The following is a 21092-nucleotide window of genomic DNA, read 5'->3' on the forward strand; positions in this document are numbered from 1 at the left end:
GGTCCAGGGCAGCGCCCCGGGGGCTTCCCCGGATCACAACGTCGGGATCAACCGCCCCCCGGCCCCCACGACGAACTTCCGCAGCCCCTGCAATCCCTTCGGGTTCTGCTCCGCCAGCACCTGATACGGCTTCTCCGGCAGGATGATCATCCGCTCCTGCCGCGTACATCCCAGCTCAGCCCCCGCCACCGGGTCCAGCTTGTAGACCTGCCGCCCGACGGTCGAGAACCAGCCGTCCTTCACCTCTTCCTCGCGGTCGCTGACCAGATCCTCCACCGTCCAGACCAGCGCCCAGTCCTCGCCCTCCGGCGCCTTTGCGCCCTCCAGCACCTTGGAGATCGGCCCCGATTGCAGGGTGAACCCCGCCGAATACATCGGCCCCAGGATGATCCGCCGCAGCCGCTTCGGGTGCAAATCGGGGAAATCCTTGTCGAAGCCCGTGGCAATGGTCAGAAGCTTCAACCCGCCGATCGCCTGCGCCATCAGCGCGTGCTGCACTTCGGGCCAGCGATAGGCGTCGTTCGGCAGGGGCTTCTTGCCGCTGTCCTCGACGTCCATCAGGTAGACCACCGGCAGGTTGACCCCGGTGTCCCAGACCGCCCAATGCACCAGGAAATGCCGCCTTTCGCCCAGATCCTCGATCCACTGCGCATCCGGGTCGTTCCGCGCCCAGAAGATGCCCCCCGCCGCCAGCGCCTCGTAGTAGTACCGCTGCGACAAGGCGAATTGCAGCGCGGTGGGGATCGTCTGCTCGCCGACGATCTGCCGGATCATCCGGTCCTTCAGCTCGGCTTCCGAGGGCATCCCGGCCAGATGCTTCTCCGCCTGCTGGGCGTCGACGGCCATCGTCATCAGCTCCTGCGCCACCGGGAAGCCGCTCTCGTGCCGGTCGATGGTCAGCTTCGGTGCCCCTTCGCCCCGCCCGGTCATCAGGTACTTGTGGTTCAGCGCCCGGAACGTCCCCGAGATGGCCGCCAGGTATTTCCCCAGCACCCGCGCCTCGGTCCGCGTGAGCTTGCCCTCCGCCTCCACTTCCGCCGCCACCCGGCCGAGATAGCTGGTGATCCCGTCGAACTTGGCGAAGTAGCGCCGGGCGGTGAGCGTGTCGTACAGCTCGGCATGGTCCGAGGTGAGGACGTCTTTGACGGATGCTTCAGTCATCTATGACTTGCCCGAGTGGATCGAGGTGATAGGCCCACTGAAACCAGCCGCCGATGGGCTTGGGTTGCAAATGCAGACCCAATCGACCAGTTCGCACCATGCGCCTACCAAGCAAGCGATGAACGGCCAGCAGAAAACATGCCGCTGCTCCAAGACCAAGCATGTCGCTCAAATGCGGACCGCGTGGGAACGGGCGACCCGGATAGAAGACCTCCGGCATCAGAAATGCTCCACCCAGGGCCAGCCCAAGAAGCGACAGGCCGAGACCGATCACCCGCAACTGAGACCCTCTGAAGGTCATCCTCCATACGCGTTCTTGTCGTGCTTCTCGACAATCGCCGCGAACCGCCGGGCAAACCGCTCATCCGCCTTCGCCTTCTGCTCCAGGATGGCCCTTGCAAAGACCATGTTGGCCTCATGCGCTTCCAGCATATCGGCCATCTTGTCGTTGGTCGCCGCCCCGATGGCCGCCATCGCGGTCTGCGCCTCCTGGTCGGTCTTCACCCCGATCTCGTTGATCCGGTGCGCCACGTCCTGCTGCTGCGCCGTCTTCAACGAAGAGGTCAGCGCGTCATACAGCACCACCCGCTGCTTGGTATCGGTCTGCAGCTTGTTGATCAGCACCAGTTGCGTCGCCGCCTGGTTCTGCAAGCTGTCGACCCAGGTCTTGCCCTTCTCGATATACCGCTCCAGCGTCTGGCTTTTCGCCAGCTTCACCTGCTCGTCCTGCACCAGCGCGTTGTATTTCGCGTTCAGCGTCGCCAGTTCCGTTTCCAGCTTGGTCCGCGCCGCCGCGTCCTGCTCGACGGAAATCTTGTTCTCCAGCTCGATGATCCGCGGGTCCATCGCCGCCACCTCGGCCCGGACCGCCTGCAAGGCGCCAACCGTTTCTTCCCGCTCGGTCAGGGTCCCGGCAAGGTTGCCCTCTACCCGGCCGCGCTGGTTGGTCAGCACGTCGAGTTGCCCCTGCAGCAGCTTCACGATCACGTCCGATTTCGAGATCAGGTCCTGCAGCTTGTCATCGACCGAGGCCGAGCGCATCCGCTCCTGCCGCATCGACTCCGCCTTGGCCGAGGAGAAGATCCCGATGAAACTCTCCATCCCGGTCTTCGTGCGCATCTCGTCGAAGTCCTTCGAGAACCCCGCCGTCACGTCGTCCAGCCCCATGATCAGCTCGGCGATGTTGGCGTTCATCAGGTCGGTGTGCTTGTGCACATCCTCCAGCGTGGCGTTCTCCACGTCCAGCTCGGCGCCCTGGTCCAGCTTCGATCGCGCCGCCTCGATCCGGCTGGTGATGGCGGAAATCTTCGCCTGCGCCTCGGCCACCTGAGCCTGGCTTTCCTTGATCTGCGTTTCGAAATCGGCCATCCGACCCTCCGTTGAACCACGTTTCCATCACTTAGTGATGTAACACCCAATTACATCATCCCGGCGCCGGTTTTTCGGACGCCTCGAACGGGTCAAGTCTTGCAGCAAGTTCGAGCATCCGCCAAGTGCGGAATGGCAGGGCTGGCCGCAGCGGCGCGATGCCTCCGGCGGGGATATTTGGACAAAGATGAAGGGGTCAGACCGGAATGTTGTCGATCAGCCTGACCCCGTCGATCCAGGCCGCCGCCAGCATCCGGCGCGGGCGGCGGGGGTCGTCCGAGGGCATCAGCGTCTCGGCGTCGCGGAGTTCGATATATTCCACCCGCTCGAACCCCGCCTCGCGCATGGTCTCCGCCGCCTCGCGGATCGCCATCCGGTCGGCGTGGCCCGCCCGGATGTCGTCCGCCGCCCGGGTGATCGCGGCATAAAGCACCGGAGCCTTCGCCCGTCCCTCCGACGTCAGCCGCACGTTGCGGGACGACATCGCCAGCCCGTCCGCCTCGCGGATCGTCTCGCAGCCGACCACCTCCACCGGAACGTTCAGGTCGCGCACCAGCCGCAGCACCACCTGCAACTGCTGCCAGTCCTTCTGGCCGAAATAGCCCCGGTCGGCGAGACTCATGCCGAACAGCTTCGTCACCACCGTCGCCACGCCGTCGAAGTGACCGGGCCGCATGTAGCCTTCCAGCGGCTGCGCGACGCCCTGCATCGTCACGTTGGTGATGAAGCCCTCTGGGTAGACCTCCTCGACCGGAGGGGCAAAGATCGCATCCACCGGCACCGTGCCCAGCAACTCGCCATCCGCCTCCAGTGTCCGGGGGTATTTCTTCAGGTCATCCGGGTTGTTGAACTGCTTGGGGTTCACAAAGATCGTGGTGATCACCCGGTCGCACTCCTGACGCGCCCGCCGCGCCAGCGACAGGTGCCCGTCGTGCAGCGCCCCCATCGTCGGGACCACGCCGATCACCTCATTCTTCGCCCGCCAGCCCCGCGCCACGGCCCGCAGGTCGGCCACCGTCTTCAGGATCATTTCTTCACCGGCGCTTCGTCAGGGAAGGAATGCTCCGCCGCCGGGAAGGCACGGCTCCGCACCTCCGCCGCATAGCCGGCAATCGCCTCGTCCGCCGCCTTGCCCAGCTCGGCATAGCGCTTGACGAACTTCGGCCGGAAGTCGGTGAACAGCCCCAGCATGTCATCCACCACCAGCACCTGCCCGTCGCAAGCCGCACCCGCCCCGATCCCGATGGTCGGGATCGTCAGCGCCTTGGTAATGCGCGCCGCCAGCCCCTCCGGCACCTTCTCCAGCACGACCGAGAACGCCCCTGCCTCCTCGATTGCCCTGGCGTCGGCCATCACCTTCTCGGCCTCTTCACCCCGGCCCACCACCTTGTAGCCGCCGAACGTGTTCACCGCCTGCGGCGTGAGGCCCACATGCGCCATCACCGGCACCCCCCGCGCCGTCAGGAAGGAAATCGTCTCCGCCATATGCACCCCGCCCTCCAGCTTCACCGCCGGAGCGCCGGTTTCGGCCATCAGCCGTGCAGCATTGCGGTAGGCCTGCTGCGGGCTTTCCTCGTAGGACCCGAACGGCATGTCGATCACCGGCATCGCCTTCTGCGCGCCCCGCACCACGGCGCGGCCATGCAGGATCATCATCTCCATCGTCACGCCCAGGGTCGAGGAGAGGCCGTGGATCACCATTCCCACCGAATCCCCCACCAGCACGATGTCGCAATGCGCATCGACCAGCCGGGCCACGGGGGTGGAATAGGCGGTCAGCACCACCAGCGGCGTGCCACCCTTGCGGGCGCGGATATCGGGGGGGAGAACGGGCCGGACAGGGGACGTGGCGCTCATCGCTGGGCCTCGCAGGGTAAGTGGGGCGCTTTCGCAATCTGCCCGTCATATGGGCACAACCGCATCGCATCCGCAACATAATTGCGCCGCAGCGCAGCACCGCCGACCGCAGCGTCACGGGGTTGACCGCCCCCGCTCAACCGGCCTGAATGACGGGAAAGGAGACAGCCATGACCCTGATCCAGCGCGTCAGCCGTGACGGCACGGCACCCGAACTCGGCGGACCCGCGCCCGACCGGCTCATCTCGGGCAATCCCGTCCACTCGACCTGGAACCTGGAAGAGCGCGACGGGCTCTACGCCGGGCTCTGGCAATCGACCCCCGGCAAGTGGCGCGTCAGCTATTCCGAATGGGAATACTTCCGCATCCTGTCGGGCTATTCGATCCTCACCGGCGCGGATGGCAGCGTCACCCAGCTGCACGCAGGGGACAGCCTGATCATCCGCCCGGGCTTCGAGGGCACCTGGGAGGTCGTGCAGACCACCCTCAAGGACTATGTCATCCGGCTTTAGCCGGCTTCGGCGGTTCCGACCGTGACGCTCGCCACGCCTTCCGGCGGGGCGCATTCGTCATCGGGGATGCCCCGGCGGGCGCAGGCGGCAAGGCGCTTCTTCTCGGCCTTCTCCGCGGCAACCTTGTCACGGGCGTCCTGCTTGGCCAGCATCGCCTCGTCCTTTTCCTTCTTCGCCACGTTCTCCGGCGTGTCGGGGACCATGTGGCCATAGGCGTTCAGCATCTGCGGGCCTTCCAGCGCCAGGCTTTCCGCTTCCGTCCGCACCTTCACCCGGGTGCCATTCGGCACCTTGTTGTACAGGTCGATGGCGTCCTGGTTGAAAAGGCGAATGCAGCCCGCGCTGGTGGCATGGCCGACCGAGGCGGCGTCCGACGTGCCGTGGATGCGGAACATCGTGTCGCGCGACCCGCGGTACAGATACAGCGCCCGCGCGCCCAGGGGGTTCATCAGACCGCCCGGCAGACCGCCCGCGTAAGCCGCATACAGATCGGGCCGGGAGCGGATCATGTTGCCGGTCGGCTGCCACGACGGCCATTCCGCCTTGCGCCCCACCGCGCCCTGGCCGCGGAACGACAGGCCCTCACGGCCGACCGCGATGGGATAGCGCGTGGCCGTGCCCCCCTCGTTCACCAGGTACAGCTTGCGGGCGAAGGTATCGACAACCACCGTGCCGGGCGCTTCCGGCCCGGTATAGGCCACCTCGGTCCGGCTGTTGCCGTCCTGCAGGTATTTCGCCGGGACCGGCTCGATGAAGAACTCCCCGTCCTGCACCCCCTCGTATCCGGGAACGGCCTCGGGGGCCTTCTGCTTCGCGGTGCCCGCGCAGGCGGCAAGCAAGGGCAGGGCAAGGATCGCGACGATCCGGGCAAGGGAATGGGTCACTTTGGCAGACTCGGAGTTAGGGCAGCTTCCGCCACCTTGCGCCATGCCAGCCCGCGTGCGTCAAGCCCAAAAGCACAGGCTTTTCCGAATCTTCGCCGCCAATGCTGTCTTCGCGGCGAAATTGTAGTAGATTTCGAACCTAGGGAACCGGCAGCCCATCGCCTGCGTTCTCGTGAGGCAATTCGGGCTTGCGCCCCAATTCCGGGGCAGGAGGGGAAGAATGGAACTCACCGCACTTCTGGTCATTCTCATCATCGGCGCCATTGCCGGCTGGCTTGCCGGGCAGATCGTCGACGGCTACGGCTTCGGCCTTGTCGGCAACATCATCGTCGGCATCGTCGGCGCGCTCATCGCGGGGTTCCTGTTCCCGCGCATCGGCCTGTCGCTGGGCGGCGGCCTGCTCGGCTCGATCATCGCGGCCACGGTTGGCGCGGTGATCCTTCTGTTCCTGATACGCCTCGTCAAACGCGCCTGACCGGAAAGGGCCGGGGGATTACCCCGGCCCTTTCCTTCAGCCCACCACGTTGAACGCAGGCCCATAGGGGTAATGCGTGATGTCCTCGGGCTCGTCCTCGGTCACGACGAAGATGTCATGCTCGCGGTAGCCACCCGCCCCCGGCATTCCGTCCGGGATCGTCAGCATCGGCTCCATGCTGATCACCATTCCCGGCTCCAACACCGTGTCGATGTCCTCGCGCAGCTCCAGCGCCGCCTCCCGGCCATAGTAGTGCGACAACACCCCGAAGGAATGGCCATAGCCGAAGGTCCGGTATTGCAGCATCTGCCGCTCGGCCAGGAACTCGTTGATCTTCATGGTGATCTCGGCGCAGGACGCGCCCGGCCGCAAGAGCTTCATCCCGAATTCATGACTGTCGATATTGGTCTGCCAGACCTTCATCGAGGCATCATCCACCTCGCCCACGAACAGCGTCCGCTCCAGCGCGGTGTAGTAGCCGCTGATCATCGGGAAGCAGTTCAGGCTCAGGATGTCTCCGTGCTGCAGCTTCCGGTTCGTCACCGGGTTGTGTGCCCCGTCGGTGTTGATCCCCGACTGGAACCAGACCCAGGTGTCGCGATATTCCGCATCCGGGAAGCGCTTGGCGATCTCGCGCTCCATCGCGTCGCGGCCCGCAATCGAGACCTCCAGCTCCGTCGCCCCGACCGCAATCGCCTCGCGGATCGCATAACCGCCCACGTCGGCCACGTTCGCCCCGTGCTTGATCAGCGCGATTTCCGCCGGGGATTTCATCATCCGCTGGTGCATCGTCGCCGGGGCAATATCCATCCCGCGCTTGGGCTTCAGGAACGTGTTGAACTTCTCCGCCCGCTCCATCGTCAGATGGTCGGCTTCGCAGCCCACCGCCTTGCCGGTGCCAGTGACTGAAGCCACCGCCCGCCACATGTTGTCGCGCGCCCAGTCGGTATAGGTGATGTTGTCCGCGATCGACCGCCGCCAGGGCTGCCCCGCGTCGATCCCCGCGCTGATGGTGACGCATTCGGTCTTCGTCACCACGCAGGCATAGGGCCGCCCGAAGCTGCAATAGAGAAAGCCCGAGTAGTAGGCGACGTTGTGCATGCTGGTCAGCACCACCGCGTCCAGATCATGCAGTTCCATGATCTCGCGCAGGCCTGCCAGCCGGTCATGGTATTCCTGGTCGGCAAAGGGCAGGGCGTGCTTCTGACCGCCATTGTGAAAGCGGTACATCTCGGGGCGGTTCAACGACATTTCCAGACCTCATATCCAGGGGTCGGGCTTGCAGCCATGAGACCCCGAAAGGTCCCGGCGTACAGGACGGAAGCGCCCCCGACTTGATCGGGGGCCGCAAGCGTCGGGGCAAAGGCCCCTGTGGCGACGCCATCGCCACGGCTCCTCCCTTGCATGCGCCTTCGCGACATTTCGCGCAAGGCGCGAAACGACCCTTGCGAGGCTCGTTTGCGACCCCATGTAACAGCCTGACACATGGAATGGAGTGAAGCATGCGCTGTCCGGTAGACAACGAAACCCTGGTGATGGCCGACCGTGGCGGGGTCGAGATCGACTACTGCCCGAAATGCCGCGGCGTCTGGCTGGACCGGGGCGAGCTGGACAAGATCATCGAGCGTTCCCTCGGCGGCCCCGCCGCAGCGCCCGCGCCCACCCCGCAGCAGGCGGCCCAGAGCCACGCCGCCCCCGTCTACCAGCCCGAGCCCCGCGCCCAGTACCGCGATGACGACCGCCGCCGCGATGATGACGATGACGACTACCGCTACGGTCACAAGAAGAAGCGCCGCGAAAGCTTCCTGAGCGACCTCTTCGACTTCTGATCCCCGCTCCTCGGTGACTTCGTTCCTCGTCGCTGCCCCTCGCGACGAGAAGACGAAGTCGCGACGCAGGAGCCGCCGCCAACCCGTTTGCGCTGCCGTCCCCTCCCGGCCTATCCTGCCGCGCATGAGGAGGGCCCGATGACCGCCATCAACCTTGCCGACAAGCTCTCGACCTTCACCGCCCACTGGTCGCCCCGCATCGTGGGCAGCTTCAACGGCCATGACCTGATGGTCGTGAAGGTGCTGGGAGAATTCGTCTGGCACGACCACCCCGAGACCGACGATTTCTTCATGGTCCTCAGCGGGGAACTCACCATCGACCTCCCCGACGGTGCCGTCACCCTGAAACCCGGCGAGGTCTTCGTCGTCCCAAAAGGCGTCCAGCACCGCCCCCGCGCCGCCGTGGAAACCCATCTCCTCCTGATCGAGCCCGCGGGCACCCCGAACACCGGCGATCCGGCCACCGCCGCGACCAAGGTCCGCATCTGATGCGCCCCGCCGCACCCCGCGCCAAATTCCTTCGAAGGAATTTGCAAAACTCTTCGAAGAGTTTTGTCCAGGTCCCGACATGATGCGCCCCGGCCCCCTGAACCTGATCACCGATATCCCCGGCCTTCGCGTCGGCAATGCGCATGACCCGCTGCTCCGCTCCGGCACCACCGTGCTGACCGCCGACCGCCCCTTCGTCGCTGCCGTGCATGTCATGGGCGGCTCTCCCGGCACGCGCGAGACCGACCTCCTGTCCCCCGACCGGATGGTGCAGGACATCGACGCGATCTTCCTGTCGGGAGGTTCCGCCTTCGGCCTCGACGCAGGCCAGGGCGTCATGCAGGGCCTGCGCGACGCGGGTCGCGGCTTCGCCGTCGGCCCCGTCCGGGTTCCCATCGTGCCGGGAGCCATCGTCTTCGACCTGTTGAACGGCGGCGACAAGGACTGGACCGCCAGCCCCTACCCCACCCTCGGCCGCCGCGCCTTTGACAATGCCGCCCCCGACTTCGCCCTCGGCACGGCAGGCGCAGGCTTCGGCGCGATGACCGGCTTCCTGAAAGGCGGCCTCGGCTCGGCCTCCTCTGTTCTGCCCTCCGGCCTCACCGTCGGCGCGCTGGTCGTGGTCAACGCGCTGGGTCAGGCCAGCGTGGGAGAAACCCCGCATTTCTGGGCCGCCCCCTGGGAAGAAGGCACCGAATTCGGCGGGTTCGGTCCCGCCCCCATGCTCCCGCAGGACGCGCCCCTCCCGCGCAAGCGGCTGGGCGAGGCCACCACCATCGCCATCGTCGCCACCGACGCCACCCTGACGAAAGCACAGGCGCAGCGGATGGCGGTGGCCGCGCATGACGGCATGGCCCGCGCCCTTGTCCCCTCGCATACACCGCTGGACGGGGACCTTGTGTTCGCCGTCGCCACCGGCGGCAAACCCCTGCAGGACCCCCTGACCGACAGCTTCCAGCTGGGCCATGCCGCCGCGACCTGCCTCGCCCGCGCCATCGCAAGGGCGGTGTATCTTGCACGGTCCGAACCCGGCGACCTCCAGCCCAGCTGGCAGTCCCGCTTCGGCCCCGACCGCAGCTGACCCGGTCAGGCGGCGGGCAGCAGGATCACGTCGGCGGCGGCAAAGCTGATCTCGCTGGCAAGCCCGATCGGCGGCGGCGGCTGGTCCGGGCGGTTGAACGTGTCCAGCGCCACCATCGTGCCATCGACATCGACCGTAAGCCGGATCACCGAGCCCAGGAAATGCACCTCGGCGATGGTGGCAGGCAGCACCACCTCGCGCCCCGCCTCGCGCCCGAACCGCACCGCTTCCGGGCGCAGCGCCAGCGTGACCCGGTCGCCCTTGCCCGCCGGGATCGGCGCCTTGGCCAGCGTCACCACCTGCCCGGCCACCTCGACCGTCCCCGCCTCGGGCGACACCACCACTGCGCTCAGCGTGTTCAGCGTGCCCACGAAATTCGCGACAAAGCGGGTGTGCGGCTGGTTGTATATCTGGAACGGCGCGCCGACCTGTTCCGCGATGCCACCGTTCATCACCACGATCCGGTCCGAGATCGACATCGCCTCTTCCTGGTCATGCGTCACGAAGATCGTGGTGATCCCCAGCTCGCGCTGGATCTCGCGGATCTCGTTGCGCAGGGACACCCGGACCTTGGCATCCAGCGCCGACAGCGGCTCGTCCAGCAACAGCACCCGCGGACGCGGGGCCAGCGCGCGGGCCAGCGCCACCCGCTGTTGCTGGCCACCGGACAGCTGGAATGGAAACCGCCCGCCCATCTCGGGCAGGCCGATCAGGCGCAGCATCTCCTCCACCCGGGCGGCGCGTTCCTCGCGCGGCACGCCCTTGACCTTCAGCCCGAAGGCCACGTTGTCGGCCACCGTCATGTTCGGGAACAGCGCATAGGCCTGGAACATCATCCCGATGTTGCGCTGGTTCGGTCGCTGGCTCGTCACCTCCTGCCCGTCGATGCGGATCGCGCCCGAGGTCGGCGTCTCGAACCCCGCCACCATGCGCAGCACCGTGGTCTTGCCGCAGCCCGAAGGGCCGAGCAGCGAGATGAACTCGCCCTGCTCGATCCCCAGGCTGAAATCCTTCACCACGCGGTTGGTGCCGAAGCTCTTTTCCAGGTTGGTCAGCTCAAGGAAGGCCATCAGGCTTTTGCTCTTTCATGTTTCGAGAAGCGGGTGACAAGCTGGATCAGTCCCATGCAGCCCCAGGTGATCGCGAAGGCAATCACCGCAAGGGCAGGCGGCTCATAGGCGCGGTTCGCGCCCAGAAGCTGCATGTAGGGGCCGAAGGCCGGACGGTTCAGCAGTGCCGCCATCGTGAACTCGCCGATCACGATGGCCAGCGTCAGGAAGGCGCCCGACAGCACCGCGACCAGCACGTTCGGCAGGATGATCCGCGCCAGGATGGTGAACCAGCCCGCGCCCAGCGACTGCGCCGCTTCGGTCAGGGTGGCGACGTCGATGGTCCGCAACCCGGTGTCGACGGCACGGTACATGTAGGGCAGCGCCAGCGTGGCATAGCCCATCATCAGCAGGATGTCGGTGCCGAAGGCCGACCCGGTCAGCGGCAGCACCGACGAGGTGTTGTACAGCCGGATATAGCCGAAGACGATGACGATGGCCGGAATGACCAGCGGCAGAAGCGTGATGAACTCGATCACCGGACGCGCCTGCGGCAGCTTCAGCCGCACCCAATAGGCGGTCGGCACCACCAGCAGCACGCCGAAGACGATGGTCGCCGCCGCCAGCGTCAGCGAATAGCCGAAGGTCTCCCAGAAGCTCGGGTCCGCGAAGACCTTGCCATAGGCGTCGAAGGAATATTCCCCCCGCCGCATCTTCAGGCTGAACTCGGTCATCCCGACCAGCGGCAGAAGGAAGTAAAGGCAACCGCCGATAAAGGCTGCCCAGGCGACGAAACGCTTCATTTCAGCCACCTCTCGGACCGGGTTCGCAGCACGATGTAGATGACATTGGCCAGCCCGGTCAGCAGGATCATCCCGAAGGCCAGCGCATAGCCGAGGTTGGGGTTGCCCAGCACGTCGCCGCGGATCTGCGCGAACAGCTTGATCGGCACGATGTTCAGCTGCGGCCCGGTCAGGGCGAAGGCGGTGGCGACGGCGCCGAAGGCATTGGCGAACAGCAGCGCGAAGGTGCCCAGCAGCGAGGGGAACAGGATCGGCAAGGCGACCATGCGCCAGTACTGCCCCGCCGTCGCGCCCAGCACCTCGGCCGCCTCGCGCCATTCGCGTTTCAGCCCGTCCAGCGCCGGGATGATGATCAGGATCATCAGCGGGATCTGGAAGAAGAGGTAGGTTACGACCAGCCCCCAGAAGGACAGCAGGTTGAAGCCATAGGCGCGCAGGTTGATGCCGAACTGCGTCTTCAGCCAGATCGTCACCAGCCCCGCCGGGCCCAGCGTCGCGATGAAGGCAAAGGCCAGCGGCACGCCTGCGAAGTTCGACGCCACGCCGGAAAAGGTGAGGAGCGGGCTGCGGATGGTCTTGGGCAAGCCGCCGAAGACCACCGCTGCGGCCATCGCAAAACCTATGGCACAGCCCAGCAGCGCGGTGATCAGCGACAGCTTGATCGAGGTCCAGTAGGCGTTGCGGATCGAATCGGTGTTCAGGTCGACCAGGTTCTGCAGCGTGAAGCTGCCGTCGCCGGACTGGAACGCCCCGATCACGATCTTCATCGTCGGCAGGATCAGGAACAACAGCGCGAAGGCCACGAAGGGCAGGATGCCCAGCCATTCGACGGGCAGTCGTCGGCGCGCGGCGCGCGGAATCGTGTCTGGCATCGGTGTGTCCCCTGTCGGTCAGGCTCCCGTGGCGTCTGTCGGCCCCGGTGAGCGGACCCCGCCCCGGCATGACCGGGACGGGGCAGGAAGGTTCAGGTCACTGGACGTTGGCGCCCACGACCGAATCCCAGCCGCCGGTGACAGCGGCCTTGTTCGCGTCGACCTCGTCCAGCGTCGGGAAGTAGGCTGCTTCATAGGCGGCAGCCGGAGGCAGCGCGTCCAGCAGCTCCTGCGGGATCTTGCCGGCAGCGGCCATCGCGTTGAAACGCACCGGGTGGCAGTAGCCCTTCAGCCAGGCCAGCTGACCCTCGTCGCTGTAGAGGTATTCCATCCACAGCTTCGCCGCGTTCGGCTGCGGGGCGAAGGCGCTGATCGCCTGGACATAGACGCCCGCAAGGACGCCCGACTTCGGCACCACAACCTCGACCGGCGGGTTGCCGGCCAGCGTGTCACGCGCGGCAAGGGCGTTGTAGTCCCACATGATGACGATGGGCGTGGTGCCCTGCGCCAGCGTGCCCGCCTTGCCGATCACCGGGACGAAGTTGCCCGCGTCGTTCAGCTGCTTGAAGAAGTCGAGCCCGGCCTTGCCCGCCGCTTCGCCCGGGGCCGCCCCGGTCGACATGCCCGCGGCCAGCACCGCGAGAATCGCCTGGTTCGACGCCCGCGGGTCGCCCGCCAGGGACACCTGCCCGGCATATTCCGGCTTCAGAAGATCAGCCCAGTCCTGCGGGACGTTCTGCACCAGGTCCTTGTTCACCAGGAAGGACATCACGCCGTAGTAGTCGCCATACCAGTGGCCGTCCGCATCCTTGATGCCTTCGGGGATCTCGTCCCAGGTGGCAACCTTGTGCGCCTGGGTCAGCCCGTCGGCCTTGGCCTGCGGACCGAAGGCCAGGCCCACGTCGATCACGTCGGGCGCCTGCGGACCCTTGTTGTCCTTGTTGGCCTTGATCGCCTCGATCTCGTCGGCCGAGCCCGCATCGGGGTTCAGCTCGTTGATCTTGATCTCGGGGTATTTCGCCTTGAACCCGTCGATCACCGCGCCATAGCCGCACCAGTCATGCGGCAGCGCAACCGTCGTCAGCATGCCCTCCGCCTTGGCGGCGGTCGCGATTTCCTCGACCGTCTGGGCAGACAGCGTCGTGGTCGACAGTGCGGCCACAAGCCCCGTGGCAAGTCCAAGTGCAGTCTTCAGTTTCATCAGGCAATCCTCCGTTGTTGACCGGCCCCCCGTATCCTGTCCGCACGACGGTGATGTGACACCCCGGCAGCTCCGACGAGAGTTGGTAACCTATTGCTACAAGGCAATTGCGCAGGTTTCCAGCCTGCCCTTGGGTCCGTTGTGACACATACGAGTTTTTCGATGCGTCTCCCGCCGGACCGGGCCTTGCTTGACGGGGTGTTTGCGTCGGTCCTAACCTTTCCCGACCGCTGCCGCCCCGAGGGACGCAATGACCGAACTGCATGCCCAGGAATGGCTGAACACCGACCAGCCGCTCACGCTGGAATCGTTTCGCGGCAAGGTGCTGGCGGTCGAGGTGTTCCAGATGCTCTGCCCCGGCTGCGTCAGCCACGGCCTGCCGCAGGCCATGCGCCTGACCACCACCTTCCCGGCCGACAAGCTTGCGGTCATCGGCCTGCATTCGGTGTTCGAACACCACGCGGCGATGACCCCGGTCGCGCTGCGCGCCTTCCTGCACGAATATCGCATCCGCTTTCCGGTCGCGGTGGACCAGCCCGGCACCTCCGGTCCGCTGCCCCGCACGATGGCCGAGTGGCAGCTTGAGGGCACGCCGACCCTGATCCTCTTCGACCGCGCGGGCCAGATGCGGGCGCGGCACTTCGGTCAGGTCTCCGATCTGGCGCTGGGGGCGCAGATCATGGGGCTTTTGCTGGAAGACGCGGAATAACCGGCATGGACCTTGGCGCCGGGCCGTCCTATCCTGACCCCATGATCAGGACTGTCGCCAGCCTCCGACACCGGACGATGACCGGTTTTCCGAAAGGCAGCGTCCCACCCCGGGCGCTGGCGCGGCACCGCTGACCCTGCGTCCGGGGACACCTGAACTCCCACCCCTTCCCGTCACTTCCGGTCCGGCCCGGCGCCCGGCCATTCCATGAGGAGCGTCCCGCATGTCCAAGGCCCTTCGTCCGCAGATCACCATCGCGCAGGAAACCGTCGACCATCTGGACTCGCTGGTCCAGGGCGCTGCGGCGCGGATGCCCGAACTGGCCGACCGCCTGCTGGAAGAGCTGTCGCGCGCCCGCATCCTTCCCGCCGCCCGGATTCCCGCCGATGTCGTCGGCATCGGCAGCCGCGTCACCTGGCGCGACGAAACCACCGGGCAGGAACAGACCGCCACCCTGGTCTGGCCGGAAGAGGCCGACATCGACGCCGGACGCGCCTCGGTCCTGACCCCGATCGGGGTGGCGCTGATCGGCCTGAAGGCGGGCGCCCGGTTCCAGTGGGAAACCCGGTCGGGTGAGCATCGCAACCTGACCGTCCTGGCCGTCGGCCCCGGCAACGGCCCCGCCTGACCGGGCCGCTCAGCCCCCGCGGCCCGCCCCGCGCCTGACCGCGTCCTGCAGCACCTCGGCCAGCACGGTCGCGTTGTTGTGCTCCTCGTCCTTCGAGCCGAAGAGGAGCGTCACGACATCCGTCGCGGTCAGGGCGGCAAGCTCCGCAACAAGCGCGGGCTCGGCGGCCAGCTCGGCGCGATAGCGCTGCTCGAACTCCGCCCAGCTCTGCGGATCGGCATGGAACCAGCGCCGGAGCGCGTCGCTTGGCGCAATCTCCTTGCACCAGCGGTCCAGCCGCGCGCGATCCTTCGACACGCCGCGCGGCCAAAGCCGGTCGACCAGGATACGCTTGCCATCCGACACCCGCGCCGCGCGATAGACCCTCTTGACCCGAATCCGCTCGGCCGGGTCGTCGGGAATTGGCGGGACGGGGGGAACCGGCGGAACCGGATCAGTCATCAGCTGCCCCCCGTTTCGAAGGGTGGAAACAGCACCTCGTTCTCCAGCCGGATATGCGCGTCCAGATCGGTCAGGAACTCGCCCAGCCCGGAATAGAGCGCGGCCCAGGTCCGGCAGGCGTCCTCGGGCAAGGTGAGATCCCGGGTCAGGCGGCGGATTTCGGCGATCTCGCGGTCGTGGTCGTCATGATCCGCGCGCATCACCGCAATCGGCGCGGCGACGCCCGACCCACCGCCCCGGCGGATCGCGGGAAACAGGATCAGCTCCTCTTTCTTCATGTGCACCTCCAGAGCGCCGATCATCCGCCGCAACAGGGCGGACAGACCCTCCGGCACAGCCTCGTCGCCGAAATGCACATCCTCCACCCGTTCGGCCATAGCCGCAAGCGCGGGCAGCTGCTGGCGGTGCCGGGCATGGAACCGCTCCTCGATATGTCGGGTCAGGGCGGCGGGATCCTCGGGCAGCAGGGGCTCTGTCATCTTCTCCTCCCATCTTCGACCGCCATGTGCAGCGACCGCGCGATCCGTTCGGCCCGGTCAACCACCAGCGCCGCGCCTGCAGGCGGGCAGACCTCTGCCGCCGTCGCGCGGAACAGGTCGAGCCAGCCCTCGAAATGCGCCCATGTCACCGGCAGCCGCGCATGGGCAGGCATCGGCGCGCCATGAAAGCGCCCGGTCATCAGCGCGACCGAGGACCAGAAGTCCACCATCCGCTCCAGATGCACGGGCCAGTCGGCGATACGGTCGGCAAAGATCGGGCCCAGCACTGCGTCGGCACGGACCCTGTCATAGAACCGATGCACCAGATTGCGCAGGATATCCTCGTCCAGCCCGGTCTCGGCCATCAGGGCGGCGGTGATCGCGGGGCGGGCGGATGCAATCGAAGGCGGGGGCAAGGACATGTCGTTGGTCCCGGTCTGCTTGCAATCCTGTCTAGGCCTGCTAATAAGTATTGTAAATACCTATTCATGAAGGACCGCGCGACATGCGCCTGACCTCGTTCACCGACTACGGGCTGCGGATGCTGATGCGGATGGCGGGCACGCCCGACCGGGGCTTCTCCACGGCCGAGATGGCGGGCGAATTCGGCCTGTCCCGCCACCACCTCTCCAAGATCATCCAGAGGCTCTCGCAGGCCGGCTACGTCACCACCCGGCGCGGCGGTGGCGGCGGGGCCATGCTGTCCCGCCCGGCAGGCGAGATCGGCCTGGGCCAGGTCATCCGCTTGCTTGAGCAGGGTCAGCCGTTGGTCGATTGCTTCGCAACCGATGGCGGCCACTGCTCCATTGACGGAAGCTGCCGCCTGAAGGCGCGGCTCCGCACTGCCGAGGCGGCGTTCCTGGCCGACCTCGACCGGACGACTCTGGCCGACATCGCGCTGCAACCGGATGTGGCGGCCTGAACCCGACCGCAACCAGAAGGGGCGGCGGGTCGTGCCCACGAGTCTTTACAAAACCTGAACGCCCACAGCCAAGCCATTGAAATCCAGGCCACGGCCAACCGCACCCGGCGTGGACACTACCACCGCTTCAGCGCATCCTCATCCGCGTCCTTCGCGGCCACCCATTCCGCCCCGTCGGTCGCAAACTCCTTCTTCCAGAACGGAGCCCGCGATTTCAGGTAATCCATCAGGAATTCCGCCGCCGCGAAAGCCTCCCCCCGGTGCAGCCCCGCCGTCGCGACCATCATGATCGCTTCGCCCGGCATCAGCCGCCCATGCCGGTGGATCACCAAGGCATCGACCAGCGACCAGCGGGCGACAGCCTCCTCGACCATCCCCGCAATCGCCTTCTCGGTCATGCCGGGGTAATGCTCGATCTCCATCGCCGAAAGCCTGCCGCCTTCGTCCCGCACCAGCCCGGTGAAGCTGACCACCGCCCCCGCCCCCCGGACCCCGGCTGAGAAGGCCGAAACCTCTGCCCCTGCATCGAACGCCCCGGACTGGACCGCGACCCGCATCTCAGCCCCCGGTCATCGGCGGGAAGAAGGCCACCTCGCGGACCCCCGCCAGCGGCGCATCGAAATCCGCCAGTTCCTGATCCAGCGCCACCCGCAGCGAGGACAGGTCGGCGAAGGCCGCCGCATAGCGGTCTTCCCGCGCGCGCAACTCCTCGACCAGCCCGGCGACAGTGGCCGCCCGCGTCTCGATCCGCTCGCGCGGCAGCCCGATCCGTTCCCGGACCCAGGCGAAATACAGCACCTCGATCACGTGTCTTCCCGCAGGAACGGCAGTGACTTGGTGAAATACTCCCACCCCGTGACCACCGTCAGCAGCGCCGCGATCCACATCAGCCAGAACCCCACCAGGTTCGCATAGGACGCGCAGTCCCGCTTGCCGCAGGCGCGGATCGGGTCGGCGGTTCCCGCCGTCACCGCCTCGGCATACTGTTCCGGTGTCATCCCCTGCATCGCCACGCCGTTCAGATATTCCAGCCCGGTTCCCAGGAACAGCACCGCGATCGCCAGCATCTGCGCCGTGGTCTTCCACTTCGCCAGCTTCGTCACCTTGAGCTGCCCGCTCTTCTGGCCGAGGAATTCCCGGAGGCCGCCCACGAAGACCTCGCGGAACAGGATCAGCGTCGCGGGCAGGATCAGCCAGGGGTTCATCCCGTTGTAGCCGGTGATCACCATGATCGCGATGACCACCATCGCCTTGTCGGCAATCGGGTCCAGCATCGCGCCGAACTTCGATTCCTGCTTCCACAGCCGCGCCAGATAGCCGTCGAACCAGTCGGTGATCGCGGCGCCCACGAAAAGGGTCAGCGCCAGCCAGTCGGCCCAGGGGCGGTGGAAATACAGGAACATGATCGCAACGCCGGGCGCGGCGAGCAGACGAAGCACGGTCAGCGTGTTCGGGATCGTCCAGGTCATCCCGAAGTGGTAGACCAAGGGTCCGGCAGGGGGAAGGGGGTTGTTCGCCCGGACCCTTCTCGTTCGCCTTCGGCTCCTCGTCGGAGATGCGGCCCGCGAGGAGAAGCCGAAGGCGAACGACGAGCCTTCGCTCACATCCCCTCGGGCTGGCCCACCACGACGAAGTGCAAGGCCTCGGGTTTGAAAAGCCGCGCCGCCACCCGCTTGATGTCCTCCATCGTCACCGCCTCGATCTTCGCGTTCCGCGTGGTGACATAGTCGATCGGCATCGCGTCCATCTGCATCCCCACCAGGATGCTGGCAATCGGCCCGTTGCCGTCGAATCGCAGCGGGTAAGACCCCGTCAGATAGGTCTTCGTCGCCTCCAGCTCTTCCGGGGTCACTCCATCCTTGACCAGCCGACCCCATTCCTCACGCACCACCTTGATCGCTTCGGCCACCTTGTCGTTCGAGGCCGAGAACTGGCCCAGCAGCATGTCGGCATGTTCCATGTTCACCAGATAGGTGCCGATCCCGTAGGTCAGCCCGCGCTTTTCCCGCACCTCGGTCATCAGCCGGGCGGTGAAGCGTCCGCCGCCAATCACCTCGTTCAGGATGAAGGCCGGAAAGAAATCCGGGTCGTCGCGCGGAATGCCTGCTTCCCCGAAGAACACCGTGGACTGCGGCGTCGGGAAGTCGACCACCGTCACCCCCGGCGGCAGCAGCCAGGGTGCGGTGCCCGGCTGCGGTGCGCCGGTCGCGGGCAGGTCGCCCAGAAGCCGGTCCAGAAGCTTGCCCAGCTCCTCCGCCGTGATGTCGCCGCTGGCCGCAACGAACACCCGGTCGCGCGCGATGGCTGCCTTGTGCGCCGCCACCACGTCGTCGCGGGTCAGCTTCGTGACCGTCTCGATGGTCCCGTCGCCGGTCGTCGCATAGGGATGGTCGCCGAAAGCCAGCGCGTCGAACCTTTCCGAGGCAATGGTGCCCGGGTCCTTCTCGTTCGCGCGCAGGTTCGACAACACCTGTTCCCGCACACGGGTAACCGCGTCCTGGTCGAAGCGCGGCTCGACCAGCGCCGACCGCATCAGCTCGACCGCCTGGTCGCGGTTTTCGGTCAGGAACTTGGCCGAGACCCCCACCGAATCCGCCCCGGAATCGAAGTGGATCCCCGCCGCCAGCGCATCTCGCGCCTCGGCGAAGGCCTTGCTGTCCATGTCCCCCGCGCCTTCCTCCAGCGTGGCGGCCATCAGGTTGACCACGCCCCGCTTGTCCGGCGCCTCCAGCGAGCTGCCGCCCTTGAACTGCAGCTCCAACGCGGTGAAGGGGATGTTGTGATCCTCGACCAGCCAGGCCTTGATCCCGCCGGGAGAGGTGACTTCCTGGATCGAGATTTCGGCCCGGACCGGGGCAGCCAGCAGCAGGGCCGCCGTGAAAAGCGCGCGGATCATTGCTGGACCTCCCCTTCGGTGGCAGGCACGGGGACGGGTTCGGCAGCAGGATCGGCGGCAGGGTCGCCAGCAGGCCGGGTCAGCCAGCCGGTGACGGCGTTCTTCCGGTCCAGGACCTTGTGCGCCACGGCCATCACATCCTCGGCCGTCACCGCCGACAGCGCCTCGTCCCAGGTGTCGATATCGGTCATCGTCAGGCCGACGCTCAGCTCTTGCCCATAGCGGTTGGCCAGGCTTTCCACGTCGTCGCGGGCATAGATCTCGCCCGAGCGCACCTGGGTGCGGATGCGTTCCAGCGCCGCCGGGTCCGGGCCGGTCTTCAGGAAATCCGCCAGCACCTTGTCCAGCGCCGCTTCGGCATCGGCCAGGCTCACGCCCTGAGCCGGCGTGACCGCCAGACCGAAGGTCGCATCGTCGATGCTGGTCCCGTCGTAGAAGGCCGAGGAATAGACCGCCACCTGCGTATCGAACTGCAGCGCCCGCGCCAGCACCGACGTCTGGCCGTTGCCGCCCAGAAGCTCGGCCAGAACGGTCAGCGCCGCCGCCTCGCGCTGGTTGCCGGGGTCACGCTCGGGCGCCAGGTAGGTGCGGAAGACATAGGGCTCGGACACCCGCTCGTCCTCCATCACCAGCCGACGTTCCGCGAGTTGCGGCGGCTCCTGCGGGCGGACGCGCGGGACGATCCCGTCCGAGGGTTTCAGCGGGCCATAGTACTTCTCCGCCAGTGTCTTCACCGTGTCGGGCGTCACATCCCCGGCGATGACCAGCGTCGCGTTGTTCGGGGCATAGAAGCGCTGGTAATAGGACAGCGCATCCTCGCGCGAGAGGTCGGCCATTTCCTGCCGCCAGCCGATCACCGGGATGCCGTAGGGCGAATTCAGGAACTGCGCCGCCCGCATCTGCTCCATCAACAGCGCGCCGGGATCGCTGTCCGTCCGCTGGGCGCGCTCCTCCAGGATCACCTGGCGCTCGGTCGTCACGTCCTCTTCGGTCAGGCGCAGGTTGCGCATCCGGTCGGCTTCCATCTCCATCACCATGTCCAGCCGGTCGGCGGCGATGCGCTGGAAATAGGCGGTATAGTCCCACGAGGTGAACGCGTTGTCGTCGCCCCCCTGCGCCTCGACGATGCCCGAGAACTGGTTCGGCCCCACCTTGTCGGTGCCCTTGAACATCAGGTGTTCCAGGAAATGCGCGATGCCGGAATGACCCGGCGGCTCATCCGCCGCGCCGACGCGATACCAGATCATCTGCACCACCACGGGCGCACGGTGATCCTCGATCACCACCACGTTCAAGCCGTTCTGCAGGGTGAAGGTCGTCACCGGCTCGTCGGCGACGGCAGGCAGGGCCAAGGTCAGCGCAAGGGCAAGGCCAGCGCCCAGTCGTCCGAACATCGGTGTCTCCAGGTCAGGTCTTCGGGGAAACTGCGGTGCATC

The 21092-nt window shown here is 66.7% G+C and carries 27 protein-coding genes; 8 read left to right on the forward strand and 19 right to left on the reverse strand.

The window, feature by feature from the left end:
• Nucleotides 1-33: 33 nt before the first annotated feature.
• The 5 genes from ACE3P6_RS16935 to panB form a co-directional block, all read right to left on the reverse strand.
• Complete coding sequence (locus tag ACE3P6_RS16935; protein ID WP_374397402.1) at nucleotides 34-1161, reverse strand: hypothetical protein; 1128 nt, start codon at nucleotides 1159-1161, stop codon at nucleotides 34-36.
• Nucleotides 1154-1441, reverse strand: a complete 288-nt coding sequence (locus ACE3P6_RS16940; protein WP_374397405.1) for a hypothetical protein — start codon at nucleotides 1439-1441, stop codon at nucleotides 1154-1156. Before ACE3P6_RS16940 ends, ACE3P6_RS16935 begins: the two co-directional genes overlap by 8 nt.
• 17 nt (nucleotides 1442-1458) lie before the next feature.
• Complete coding sequence (locus ACE3P6_RS16945; protein WP_374397408.1) at nucleotides 1459-2529, reverse strand: hypothetical protein; 1071 nt, start codon at nucleotides 2527-2529, stop codon at nucleotides 1459-1461.
• Between the two features lie 196 nt (nucleotides 2530-2725).
• On the reverse strand, nucleotides 2726-3559 hold the full coding sequence (gene panC / locus ACE3P6_RS16950; protein WP_374397411.1) for a pantoate--beta-alanine ligase: 834 nt from the start codon (nucleotides 3557-3559) through the stop codon (nucleotides 2726-2728).
• Complete coding sequence (gene panB / locus ACE3P6_RS16955) at nucleotides 3556-4386, reverse strand: 3-methyl-2-oxobutanoate hydroxymethyltransferase (RefSeq protein ID WP_374397413.1); 831 nt, start codon at nucleotides 4384-4386, stop codon at nucleotides 3556-3558. Before panB ends, panC begins: the two co-directional genes overlap by 4 nt.
• A 170-nt stretch (nucleotides 4387-4556) precedes the next feature.
• Between panB and ACE3P6_RS16960 the strand changes: the two genes are divergently transcribed.
• Nucleotides 4557-4898 (forward strand): cupin domain-containing protein, encoded by a 342-nt coding sequence (locus ACE3P6_RS16960; protein ID WP_374370411.1) that lies wholly within the window; start codon nucleotides 4557-4559, stop codon nucleotides 4896-4898.
• On the opposite strand, the gene ACE3P6_RS16965 is transcribed toward ACE3P6_RS16960, so the two are convergent.
• Nucleotides 4895-5782 (reverse strand): L,D-transpeptidase, encoded by an 888-nt coding sequence (locus tag ACE3P6_RS16965; RefSeq protein ID WP_374397416.1) that lies wholly within the window; start codon nucleotides 5780-5782, stop codon nucleotides 4895-4897. The two genes, ACE3P6_RS16960 and ACE3P6_RS16965, sit on opposite strands and share 4 nt — an antisense overlap.
• 220 nt (nucleotides 5783-6002) lie before the next feature.
• On the opposite strand from ACE3P6_RS16965, the gene ACE3P6_RS16970 reads away from it, so the two are divergent.
• Entirely contained in the window at nucleotides 6003-6257 is a 255-nt protein-coding gene (locus ACE3P6_RS16970) for a GlsB/YeaQ/YmgE family stress response membrane protein (protein WP_374370417.1), read from the forward strand.
• Between the two features lie 36 nt (nucleotides 6258-6293).
• On the opposite strand, the gene ACE3P6_RS16975 is transcribed toward ACE3P6_RS16970, so the two are convergent.
• Nucleotides 6294-7502 carry a M24 family metallopeptidase gene (locus tag ACE3P6_RS16975; protein ID WP_374397489.1) on the reverse strand — a complete coding sequence of 403 codons (1209 nt, stop codon included), beginning with the start codon at nucleotides 7500-7502 and terminating at the stop codon, nucleotides 6294-6296.
• A gap of 257 nt (nucleotides 7503-7759) precedes the next feature.
• On the opposite strand from ACE3P6_RS16975, the gene ACE3P6_RS16980 reads away from it, so the two are divergent.
• The 3 genes from ACE3P6_RS16980 (at nucleotide 7760) to ACE3P6_RS16990 (ending at nucleotide 9656) form a co-directional block, all read left to right on the forward strand.
• On the forward strand, nucleotides 7760-8086 hold the full coding sequence (locus ACE3P6_RS16980; protein ID WP_374397419.1) for a zf-TFIIB domain-containing protein: 327 nt from the start codon (nucleotides 7760-7762) through the stop codon (nucleotides 8084-8086).
• A 138-nt stretch (nucleotides 8087-8224) separates the two neighbouring features.
• The gene (locus tag ACE3P6_RS16985; RefSeq protein ID WP_374397421.1) at nucleotides 8225-8575 is read left to right on the forward strand and encodes a cupin domain-containing protein; all 351 of its coding nucleotides are present in this window, start codon (nucleotides 8225-8227) and stop codon (nucleotides 8573-8575) included.
• Nucleotides 8576-8657: 82 nt separating this feature from the next.
• Complete coding sequence (locus ACE3P6_RS16990) at nucleotides 8658-9656, forward strand: P1 family peptidase (RefSeq protein WP_374397492.1); 999 nt, start codon at nucleotides 8658-8660, stop codon at nucleotides 9654-9656.
• 5 nt (nucleotides 9657-9661) lie between these two features.
• Here ACE3P6_RS16990 and ACE3P6_RS16995 read toward each other — a convergent pair whose 3' ends face one another.
• The 4 genes from ACE3P6_RS16995 to ACE3P6_RS17010 form a co-directional block, all read right to left on the reverse strand.
• The gene (locus tag ACE3P6_RS16995) at nucleotides 9662-10726 is read right to left on the reverse strand and encodes an ABC transporter ATP-binding protein (protein WP_374397424.1); all 1065 of its coding nucleotides are present in this window, start codon (nucleotides 10724-10726) and stop codon (nucleotides 9662-9664) included.
• Nucleotides 10726-11508, reverse strand: coding sequence for an ABC transporter permease (locus ACE3P6_RS17000; RefSeq protein WP_374397427.1), 783 nt, complete (start codon nucleotides 11506-11508; stop codon nucleotides 10726-10728). The genes ACE3P6_RS16995 and ACE3P6_RS17000 overlap by 1 nt, the downstream gene beginning before the upstream one ends.
• A complete protein-coding gene (locus ACE3P6_RS17005; RefSeq protein WP_374397430.1) occupies nucleotides 11505-12380 on the reverse strand; it encodes an ABC transporter permease in 876 nt (291 codons plus the stop codon). The genes ACE3P6_RS17000 and ACE3P6_RS17005 overlap by 4 nt, the downstream gene beginning before the upstream one ends.
• 97 nt (nucleotides 12381-12477) lie before the next feature.
• Nucleotides 12478-13581, reverse strand: coding sequence for an ABC transporter substrate-binding protein (locus tag ACE3P6_RS17010; RefSeq protein WP_374397433.1), 1104 nt, complete (start codon nucleotides 13579-13581; stop codon nucleotides 12478-12480).
• Between the two features lie 250 nt (nucleotides 13582-13831).
• Here ACE3P6_RS17010 and ACE3P6_RS17015 point away from each other — a divergent pair, with 250 nt between their 5' ends.
• Nucleotides 13832-14290: a TlpA family protein disulfide reductase gene (locus ACE3P6_RS17015; RefSeq protein WP_374397434.1), complete on the forward strand. Its 459-nt coding sequence runs from the start codon at nucleotides 13832-13834 to the stop codon at nucleotides 14288-14290.
• Nucleotides 14291-14513: 223 nt separating this feature from the next.
• Nucleotides 14514-14918 carry a nucleoside diphosphate kinase regulator gene (rnk, locus tag ACE3P6_RS17020; protein ID WP_374397437.1) on the forward strand — a complete coding sequence of 135 codons (405 nt, stop codon included), beginning with the start codon at nucleotides 14514-14516 and terminating at the stop codon, nucleotides 14916-14918.
• A 9-nt stretch (nucleotides 14919-14927) separates the two neighbouring features.
• Here rnk and ACE3P6_RS17025 read toward each other — a convergent pair whose 3' ends face one another.
• The 3 genes from ACE3P6_RS17025 to ACE3P6_RS17035 are packed head-to-tail and all read right to left on the reverse strand — an operon-like array spanning nucleotide 14928 to nucleotide 16260.
• Entirely contained in the window at nucleotides 14928-15359 is a 432-nt protein-coding gene (locus tag ACE3P6_RS17025) for a DUF488 domain-containing protein (protein ID WP_374397440.1), read from the reverse strand.
• A complete protein-coding gene (locus ACE3P6_RS17030; RefSeq protein WP_374397442.1) occupies nucleotides 15359-15838 on the reverse strand; it encodes a hemerythrin domain-containing protein in 480 nt (159 codons plus the stop codon). The genes ACE3P6_RS17025 and ACE3P6_RS17030 overlap by 1 nt, the downstream gene beginning before the upstream one ends.
• Nucleotides 15835-16260, reverse strand: coding sequence for a group III truncated hemoglobin (locus ACE3P6_RS17035; protein WP_374397445.1), 426 nt, complete (start codon nucleotides 16258-16260; stop codon nucleotides 15835-15837). Before ACE3P6_RS17035 ends, ACE3P6_RS17030 begins: the two co-directional genes overlap by 4 nt.
• Before the next feature lie 83 nt (nucleotides 16261-16343).
• On the opposite strand from ACE3P6_RS17035, the gene ACE3P6_RS17040 reads away from it, so the two are divergent.
• On the forward strand, nucleotides 16344-16760 hold the full coding sequence (locus tag ACE3P6_RS17040; protein ID WP_374397447.1) for an Rrf2 family transcriptional regulator: 417 nt from the start codon (nucleotides 16344-16346) through the stop codon (nucleotides 16758-16760).
• Nucleotides 16761-16876: 116 nt separating this feature from the next.
• Here the strand turns inward: ACE3P6_RS17040 and ACE3P6_RS17045 are convergent, their stop codons facing one another.
• The 5 genes from ACE3P6_RS17045 to ACE3P6_RS17065 form a co-directional block, all read right to left on the reverse strand.
• Nucleotides 16877-17317 carry a molybdenum cofactor biosynthesis protein MoaE gene (locus tag ACE3P6_RS17045; RefSeq protein WP_374397450.1) on the reverse strand — a complete coding sequence of 147 codons (441 nt, stop codon included), beginning with the start codon at nucleotides 17315-17317 and terminating at the stop codon, nucleotides 16877-16879.
• Nucleotide 17318: 1 nt separating this feature from the next.
• The gene (gene moaD / locus ACE3P6_RS17050; RefSeq protein ID WP_374397495.1) at nucleotides 17319-17564 is read right to left on the reverse strand and encodes a molybdopterin converting factor subunit 1; all 246 of its coding nucleotides are present in this window, start codon (nucleotides 17562-17564) and stop codon (nucleotides 17319-17321) included.
• A complete protein-coding gene (pgsA, locus tag ACE3P6_RS17055; RefSeq protein ID WP_374397453.1) occupies nucleotides 17564-18229 on the reverse strand; it encodes a CDP-diacylglycerol--glycerol-3-phosphate 3-phosphatidyltransferase in 666 nt (221 codons plus the stop codon). Before pgsA ends, moaD begins: the two co-directional genes overlap by 1 nt.
• A 131-nt stretch (nucleotides 18230-18360) precedes the next feature.
• Nucleotides 18361-19656, reverse strand: a complete 1296-nt coding sequence (locus tag ACE3P6_RS17060; protein ID WP_374397456.1) for a M16 family metallopeptidase — start codon at nucleotides 19654-19656, stop codon at nucleotides 18361-18363.
• Nucleotides 19653-21050 (reverse strand): M16 family metallopeptidase, encoded by a 1398-nt coding sequence (locus tag ACE3P6_RS17065; protein ID WP_374397459.1) that lies wholly within the window; start codon nucleotides 21048-21050, stop codon nucleotides 19653-19655. The genes ACE3P6_RS17060 and ACE3P6_RS17065 overlap by 4 nt, the downstream gene beginning before the upstream one ends.
• Nucleotides 21051-21092: the final 42 nt, after the last annotated feature.

This window comes from Tabrizicola sp. (assembly GCF_041911175.1).
Taxonomy (GTDB): domain Bacteria; phylum Pseudomonadota; class Alphaproteobacteria; order Rhodobacterales; family Rhodobacteraceae; genus Tabrizicola.